Here is an 8,012-nt window from a genome sequence, read left to right as displayed (position 1 = left end):
GCCCAACGACGCCAACCTGATCCTCACGGTCCACAACTACGAACCGTTCAACTTCACTCACCAGGGGGCCACGTGGGTCACACCTGCGCTGCCTGTCGGGCAGAGTTGCTGCACGGCGGACCAGCTGTCGAAGATGACCTGGGGCCTGGACGTCGCGAAAGCCTATGGCACGAAGGTCGGCTACCCGGTCTTCGTCGGCGAGTTCGGGTCATTCTCGGCCGCGGACAGTGCCGCGCGGGTGCGCTACTCCCGTGCCATGCGCGACCTGATCGAGGCGCGCGGCATGAGCTGGCACTACTGGGAGCTGGCCTCGGGCTTCGGCGTCTACGACCCCTCGGGTGCCGGCGCGTTCCGTGCCGACCTGAGAGACGCCCTGTACGGCCGATGAGCGTCTCCACGTTGATTTCCCGCGTTCGCCACGTCGCGGCGCAACGCTGATCCGTCCGCCCGCCACGTACGGGCAATCGTCCCACCCCCCACAGCAAAGAAGATCCCATGAACATCGACAACTCCCATCGCCTGGCCGCCCTCTCCACCCTGTTCCTCCTGCTTGCAGGCTGCGGCGGCGGCGGCACCCCCSTGCCGCCCACCGGCTCTGTGCCCGCGCCCTCGCCCGCCGTGCCGGTCACCATCAATGGGCAGGTCGTCGCGTCGTTCACCGCGGCCGACGGCAGCACCGACCAGGGGCGGACGGCCTCGGCATTCGCCTATGCCGAGAAGGCGGGTGACTTGCCGAGCGCACCGGTGCTGAGTGTCAGCAACAACCTCCTGAACGTCAGCAGCAGCTTCAGCAACACCGGCGGCAGCACCTTCGGCGGCGTGGGCATCGAAGTCCCGCTGCGCGATGCCGATCGCAACCAGGTTCAGTCCGGCGCGACCAAGGTGCAGTTCTCGCTGGCTTCGACCGGCACCAACAAGACGCTCAAGTTCAAGATCAAGGCGCTGGGCTCGACCCCCAACGGTTGCGTGCCGGCGGCCAGCGTGACCGTCACGGCCACCCAGACGAACTACGAGCTGGCGCTGACCGAGGCCAACTTCAAGCTGCCCGACTTCTGCACCGGCCCCACCGCCACCAACCCGGCGCTGGCCGGCACGCTGGCCAACATCGGGGCCATCGAGGTGTCGGACGAGGCCCTCCCGGCCACCGGTTCCGCCACCGTGGGGATCCACCTGGGCAGCATCGCCTTCGCGCCCAAGCCTGCCGCACCGGCAACGTCGGCCGTGTCGATCACGGGCCCGTTCTCGTTCGAGTACGGCACCGGCGCCACGGGGAACGCGCTTGCTGAAAGCGCCTCGGCGTACACGCTGACCGGCCATCGGACTTCCGCCACCGAGTCCTGGGCTGCCACCGTGGCCGTGCTGCCCCTGACCGCCACCAGCGACGTGTCCGGCTGGCCCGCGTTGAGCATCAACCTGGCCTCCACCAGCAACAGCCAGGTCGTGCTGATGCTGCAGTCGGCCGATGCCGTGGATGACGGCTGCTTCCCGAGCTACGTGGTCACCGGCCTGAGCGGCACCGCCGCCACGCGCGTGATCCCGTTCTCGTCGTTCAGCCTGGCCAACAACCCGGATGCCAACTGCGCCGCTGCGAGCGCCACGCGTCCTGACACCGCGCTGGCCCTGACCAGGCTCAAGCAGTTCCAGATCCGCGAGCTCAAGGGCAGCGCGGGCCTGGATGCGGTGTCCGTGGTCATCGGCAAGCCTGTCCTGCTGTCGGGTCAGTGATCGGCGCTGAGCCAACCAACAAGGAGATGACATGAAGTTCGGCCCCTTCCTCGCCCCTGCGGCGTGTGCCTTGCTGGGCGCATGTGCCCAGTTCCGGGCCGGCTCCCAAGCCGAGCCGGCTCCCAAGCCCCTGGTCGTGCCGCTCGCGTCGCAGGCCGCGGCGCCCAACGTGCAGGCCGACTCGGCCGATCGGTTGTGGGCGACGACGTTCAAGAACCCGTCACGCACGCCGGAGGGGGGGGTGATCACCAGCTTTGCCTTTTCCGAGAAGCAAGGCGATGCGCTGGTATCGCCGCCGGCCGTGCACGGCGATGTCCTCGCCGTGACCGGGCAATTCTTCGGCAAGGGCGCCAGCCAGTGGGGTGGTTTGGGGGTCAACATCGGCGCGCCGAGATCGATTCCGGTGAAAGCCGGCGACTACAGGTTCCTGACGATCCGGCTCAGCTCGGCAACCAGCACCCGCTTGCGCGTGCGGCTCGTCGGACCGGACGAGGCCACGCAGCGGCTCGGCTGCTACCCGATGGTGTGGCAAGCCGTGAAGCCCGAAGTGGCCGAGTACCGGATTGCGCTGGAGCGCTTCGCCCCCGAAGGCTATTGCGGCCCCAAGGGTGTCGCGCTCAAGCCCACGCTGGAGAGCCTGACCGGCATCGAAGTGGCCGAAGCCGCGGCGCCGATGCGTGACCGCACCGTGAGCTTCGGCGTGGGTGCCATCGGACTGGCTCGCTGAGTCGAGAGGGCAAGCCATGCGCCACCTGAACCACATCACTCTGCTCACCTGCGGGCTGGCCACCGCGTTGGCTGCGCCGGCCCTCGAGGCGACGGCCCAGGTGCCGGCCAACATGCCGAGCCCGGACAAGGCCGATGACCAGGCGAAGCGGCTGGCCGAGAACCCGTTCCGACGCATCCTCGAAGCAGGCCGGGTCGAGGTCAAGCTGCGCCGGGAGGCAGCCGAAGCGCCCGCCCACGCGGTCACGGCACCTCGGCGCGGCACCGCGGCGGCAGCGGCCACACCGAAGCCGCAGGTGCCCCGCGCGGCGCCGGCCGAGGCACCCGCGCCCGCGCCTGCTCCGGTGCTCGCACTGGCCCCGGCGAGCACCGCGACGCCGGTTTCCCCTCCACCGGTGACGGTGGCCGGGGCCGAGCGCCTCTGGACCGCATTCAACGGCACGACGGCCGCCGTGGAGGGCGGCTTCATCGAGGGGTTGATCTATGCCGAAAGGCCGGGCGACGCAACGCTGGGGGACATCACGGTTCGCAACAACGGCGTGCTCAACATCACGGGGCAGTTCAACACCCGCGGTGGGAGCCAATGGGCCGGCGTCGGGATCGTGCTGGTCTCGCAGCGACCGGTGGTGGCCACCGAGTACAAGGCGTTGCGGGTTCTCCTGGCGGGCCACACGGTGGGACAGCTGCGCCTGCGCCTCGTGGGGAACGACCCGGCCGTCCAGCAACGGGGCTGCTACCCGATCCTGATGCTGCCGGTGAAACCCCAGGTCACGGAGTACCGCATCGAGTTTTCGCAGTTCGCAGCGCCGCAGTACTGCGGTGCCGAAGGCGTTGACGTCAAGTCGACGCTGGAGGCCCTCACCGCCATCGAGATTGCCGACGCGCCCGAACCGGTGGGGGACCGCGCGGTGAGCTTCAACGTCGGCACGCTGTCGTTGCTGAAGTAGGAGGCCGGTGGCGCGCGCCAGCCGCGAGCGTCAACGGGCTTGACACACCATGATCGCCACCGACGACATCCCGCGCCTCTACGACCCCGCATTGGCTGAACGGGTGCGACATGCCATCGGCCAGGTGCCCGGCTCCGGCGGTGTGCACGGCGGCGTCGGGGTGCTGGCCCAGAAGCTGGCGCAGATCCAGGGTTCGGCGCGGCCGCAGCTGCAGAAGCCCCAGCTGGTGGTTTTCGCCGCCGACCACGGCATCGTGGCGCGGACGGCTTCGGTCTATCAGGCGAATGTGGCGACGCTGCGGGTGCGCAACCTCCTGGCCGGCAACACGGTCGCGTCCATGTTCGCGCGCCGCAACGGCCTGGCGTTGACGGTGGTCGACTGCGGCTTGCACGCCGATTTCGAGCCGCACCTGCAGTTGATCCGGATCAAGATGGCGCGGGGCACCCTGGACAGCAGCCGGGGTGCCGCCATGACGGTCGGGCAATGCCGTGCCGCGATGGCGCGCGGTACCCGCCTGGTCACCCGGCTGCCGGGCAATGTGTTGCTGCTGGGAGAGACCGGCATGGGCAACGAGGCGGCTGCCTTGTTGATGAGCCGGCTCACCGGCGTGCCGATCGCCGAATGCACGGGCTTCGGCAATGCGGGTCGGGCGAGGGAGTTCGCGGTGCTGCAGGGCGCACTGGATCTGCATGCCGGCATCTCCAGCCCGGTGGCAGCCCTGACAGCCCTGGGGGGCCTGGAGATCGCCGCGCTCGTCGGGGCGGTGCTCCAGGCGGCGCGACAGCGCCGCGTGATCGTCGTCGGTGGGTTCATCACGACGGCGGCCGTGGCGGTTGCCGCCAGGCTGGCACCGGCACTTCTGGAGTGTTGTGTCTTCTCGCATGGCTCGCCGGCGAACGGGCACGCACGGTGGTTGCAGATCCTGGGCGCCGAGCCCCTGCTCGATGCAGCGCTGTGCACGAGCGAAAGCTGCAACGCCGTGCTCGCCTGGCCCTTGCTGAAAGCGGCTGAACAGCTGCTCGGTGCAGCGGCACAGGCCGACTAGGGGCCTGTCAACACGACGGGATGTCACGCCRCAGTCATGCGGCCGTCACGACACGCGGCTCCAATGAAAACCTTTACATCGAGCCCCGGTCCCCCGAGTGAGCATCATTGCCGTCGCCCAACGAGCGGGCGTGTCCATCGCCACCGTGTCGCGCGCCTTCAACTCGCCCGACCTGGTGACGCCCGCCACGCGCCAGGCCGTCGCAGCCGCTGCCGACGCGCTGGGCTACGTGCCGAACCTGAGCGCCCGAACGCTGCGCACCAGCCGCAGCCGGACGCTCGGCGTGCTGCTGCCGACGCTGCACAACCCGGTCTTCGCCGAGTGCCTGGCCGGCATCGCGATGGCGGCTGCCGAGGCCGGCTTCTCGATCCTTCCCGCGACCACCGACTACGACGAGCAGCGTGAGCAGCACGGCGCGCGGGCCCTGATCGCGCGAGCGGTCGACGGCGTCATCCTGACGGTGGCGAACGCCGCCGGGTCGGCGACGCTCGATCACCTGCGGCGCGCCGGCCTGCCCTACGTGCTGGCCTACAACCGGCATGCCGACCACCCCTGCGTCTCGGTCGACGGCCGCGTCGCGATGCGCGAGCTGGTCGAGCGGCTGGTGCGCGACGGCCACCGCCGCATCGCGATGCTCAGCGGCACGCTCGCGGCCTCCGACCGGGCGCGCCAGCGCTTCGGGGGCTACGAGGAGGCGATGCGCGCGATCGATGCCGGGCCCGAACTGATCGAGGTGCCGTTCGTCGTGTCGGCTGCCGACACCCTCGCCGTGCGCCTGCGCAGGCCGGTGCGCCCGACCGCGATCGTCTGCTCGAACGACCTGCTGGCGGTGCGCTGCCTGCGCGCCGCGGCGCTGGCCGCGCTGTCGGTGCCGGCGGACCTCAGCGTCGTCGGCTTCGACGGCATCGGCATCGGCGCCGACCTAAGCCCGTCGCTCGCGTCGATCGCCCAACCCAATGCTGGCATCGGCCACGAGTGCGTGCGCTGGCTGGTCGGCGCCATCGAACGCGGCGGGTTCCCGAGCGCGGCCGACAGCATGACGCTGGCCCACCAACTGCGCGCCCTCGAGTCGCTCGGCCCGATGCCATCCCTTTCCTGACATCCCCTGAAGTCCACCCAAGGAGTACCCCGATGAAACCCCTTCGCCTCATCCTTCGCGGCGTCGCCGCGGCCGCCCTGCTGGCCAGCGCCGGTGCGTTCGCGCAGACGGCCATCTGCTACAACTGCCCGCCGGAATGGGCCGACTGGGCAAGCGAGCTGCGCGCGCTGAAAGAGAAGACCGGCATCACGGTGCCGCCGGACAACAAGAACTCCGGCCAGACGCTCTCGCAGCTGGTGGCCGAGAAGGCCAACCCGGTGGCCGACGTCGCCTACTACGGCGTGACCTTCGGCATCCAGGCCAAGAAGGAAGGCGTGACCGCCGCGTACAAGCCGGCGGCCTGGGCCGAGATCCCCGACGGCCTGAAGGATCCCGAGGGCCACTGGTTCGCGATCCACTCCGGCACGCTCGGGTTCATGGTCAACGTCGACGCGCTGAAGGGCAAGCCGGTGCCGCGCAGCTGGGCCGACCTGCTCAAGCCCCAGTACAAGGGCCTGGTCGGCTACCTCGATCCGGCCTCGGCCTTTGTCGGCTATGTCGGTGCGGTGGCGGTGAACCAGGCGCGCGGCGRCACGCTCGACAACTTCGCGCCCGGCATCGAGTACTTCAAGGCGCTGCAGAAGAACGAGCCGATCGTGCCGAAGCAGACCTCGTACTCGCGCGTGCTGTCGGGCGAGATCGCGATCCTGCTCGACTACGACTTCAACGCCTACCGCGCGAAGTACAAGGACAAGGCCAACGTCGAGTTCGTGATCCCGGCCGAAGGCTCGGTCGTCGTGCCCTACGTGATGAGCCTCACCGCGCACAACCCGAACGGCGACAACGGCCGCAAGACGCTCGACTTCGTGCTGTCGAACGAAGGCCAGGCGATCTGGGCCAACGCCTACCTGCGCCCGGTGCGCGCCTCGGCGATGTCGAAGGATGCGCAGTCGCGCTTCCTGCCGGCCGCCGACTACGCCCGCGCGAAGCCGGTCGACTACGTGAAGATGGCCGACGTGCAGAAGGCCTTCTCCGAACGCTACCTGCGCGAAGCCCAGTGATCGCTGCGTTCTGCCTGGCGCCGGCGGTCGCGCTGTTCGCGGCCTTCTGGCTGCTGCCGATGGCGCGGCTGGCCGCCCTGCCCGCGGCCGGCGGCTGGGCCGCCTATGCCGCGGTGCTCACCGAGCCGCGCTACCTGCGCAGCCTGCTGCAGACCACCGGACTCTCGCTCGCGGTCACGGCGGCCGCGCTGCTGCTGGCCGCCGGCGTCGGCCTGTACCTCGGGCGCCGGCGCTTCGCCGGACGGCGCCTGCTGCTGTCGGTGCTGACGCTGCCGCTGTCGTTCCCGGGCGTGGTGGTCGCCTTCTTCGTGATCCTGATCGGCGGCCGGCAAGGGCCGGTCGCGTCGATCAGCGAATCGCTGTTCGGCGAGCGCATCACGTTCGCGTACGGTTTCGCGGGATTGTTCCTCGCCTACCTGTACTTCTCGCTGCCGAGGGCGGTCGCCGCGTTCACCGCCGCGGCCGAGACGCTGGAGCCGCAGCTGGAAGAAGCGGCGCGCTCGCTCGGCGCATCGCGCTGGCAGGTGGCCGTGGACGTGTGGCTGCCGGCGCTCGCGCCGACCGCGATGGCCAGCGGCGCGATGATCTTCGCGACCGCGATGGGCGCCTTCGGCACCGCCTTCACGCTGGCCAGCCGCTTCGAGGTGCTGCCCATCACCATCTACAACGAGTTCACCAACTACGCCAACTTCAAGACCGCCGCCAGCCTGTCGCTGGCGCTCGGCCTGATGACCTGGGCCGTGCTGTTCGTGGCGCAGCGCGTGGCGGCCCGGCCGGCGGGAGCGGCGGCATGAGGCAGCTACAGCGAATCGAATCGCCGTGGCTGCTGGGCCTCACCGCCCTCGTCACGGTCTTTACCGTGCTGCCGATGCTGCTGTCGGTCGGCGCCGGGCTGGTCAACAACTTCAGCGCCGGGCTGGCGAGCGGGCTCACGACCCGCTGGCTGCTGGAGGTCTGGGCGCTGTACGGCTCGACCGCGTGGCGCTCGGTGCTGCTCGCCCTCGCCTGCGTGGCCTGCACGCTGGCGGCCGGCGTGCCGTGCGCCTGGGCGCTGGCCGGCAGCCGCTCGCGGGCGGCCCGCGCCTTCGAGGAGCTCATCACGCTGCCCGTCGCGGTGCCGGGGCTGGCCACCGCGCTGGCGCTGATCCTGGCGTATGGCGAGCTGCGCGGCTTTCGCCAGAGCTTCGCCTTCGTGCTGGTCGGGCACGTCATCTTCACGCTGCCCTTCATGGTGCGCACCGTGGCAGCGGCCTTCCGGCGCGATGAGCTGGCCTCGCTCGACGAAGYGGCCCGCTCGCTGGGCGCGGGCTTCGCGCAGCGCTTCCTCGGCGTGCTGCTGCCTGCTGTCGCCCCGTCCATCGTCGCCGGCTGCCTGATGGTGTTCACGCTGTCGATGGGCGAGTTCAACCTCACCTGGATGCTGCACACGC

Annotated in this window: 9 protein-coding genes; all 9 read left to right on the top strand. The window is 70.1% G+C overall.

The genetic code is table 11. From position 1 onward, the window contains the following. Window positions 1-388, top strand: a 388-nt coding sequence (locus AC1D12_RS17730; protein ID WP_477841901.1) for a glycoside hydrolase family 5 protein, incomplete at its 5' end; no start/stop codon positions are given. A gap of 107 nt (window positions 389-495) precedes the next feature. After that, window positions 496-1,725 carry a hypothetical protein gene (locus AC1D12_RS17725; RefSeq protein WP_477841899.1) on the top strand — a complete coding sequence of 410 codons (1,230 nt, stop codon included), beginning with the start codon at window positions 496-498 and terminating at the stop codon, window positions 1,723-1,725. A 31-nt stretch (window positions 1,726-1,756) separates the two neighbouring features. Continuing rightward, window positions 1,757-2,452 carry a hypothetical protein gene (locus AC1D12_RS17720; RefSeq protein WP_477841897.1) on the top strand — a complete coding sequence of 232 codons (696 nt, stop codon included), beginning with the start codon at window positions 1,757-1,759 and terminating at the stop codon, window positions 2,450-2,452. 16 nt (window positions 2,453-2,468) lie between these two features. After that, entirely contained in the window at window positions 2,469-3,398 is a 930-nt protein-coding gene (locus AC1D12_RS17715; RefSeq protein WP_477841895.1) for a hypothetical protein, read from the top strand. Between the two features lie 49 nt (window positions 3,399-3,447). Then, window positions 3,448-4,443: a nicotinate-nucleotide--dimethylbenzimidazole phosphoribosyltransferase gene (locus tag AC1D12_RS17710; RefSeq protein WP_465113472.1), complete on the top strand. Its 996-nt coding sequence runs from the start codon at window positions 3,448-3,450 to the stop codon at window positions 4,441-4,443. A gap of 97 nt (window positions 4,444-4,540) precedes the next feature. Beyond that, a complete protein-coding gene (locus AC1D12_RS17705; protein WP_477825652.1) occupies window positions 4,541-5,542 on the top strand; it encodes a substrate-binding domain-containing protein in 1,002 nt (333 codons plus the stop codon). 32 nt (window positions 5,543-5,574) lie between these two features. After that, window positions 5,575-6,582: an ABC transporter substrate-binding protein gene (locus tag AC1D12_RS17700; protein WP_477841893.1), complete on the top strand. Its 1,008-nt coding sequence runs from the start codon at window positions 5,575-5,577 to the stop codon at window positions 6,580-6,582. Next, the gene (locus AC1D12_RS17695; RefSeq protein WP_477825650.1) at window positions 6,579-7,376 is read left to right on the top strand and encodes an ABC transporter permease subunit; all 798 of its coding nucleotides are present in this window, start codon (window positions 6,579-6,581) and stop codon (window positions 7,374-7,376) included. Before AC1D12_RS17700 ends, AC1D12_RS17695 begins: the two co-directional genes overlap by 4 nt. Further along, window positions 7,373-8,012: ABC transporter permease (locus AC1D12_RS17690; RefSeq protein WP_477841891.1), on the top strand; the 640-nt coding region annotated here is incomplete at its 3' end. The genes AC1D12_RS17695 and AC1D12_RS17690, both read left to right, overlap by 4 nt.

This window comes from Rhizobacter sp. P1_G5, from assembly GCF_056405435.1.
This window is presented reverse-complemented; position numbering and strand designations above follow the sequence as displayed.

Excerpts from the sequence above, each read along its gene's own strand:
- AC1D12_RS17715 (WP_477841895.1), top strand. The coding sequence starts at position 2,469 with ATGCGCCACCTGAACCACATCACTCTGCTCACCTGCGGGCTGGCCACC.
- AC1D12_RS17720 (WP_477841897.1), top strand. The coding sequence starts at position 1,757 with ATGAAGTTCGGCCCCTTCCTCGCCCCTGCGGCGTGTGCCTTGCTGGGC.
- AC1D12_RS17710 (WP_465113472.1), top strand. The coding sequence starts at position 3,448 with ATGATCGCCACCGACGACATCCCGCGCCTCTACGACCCCGCATTGGCT.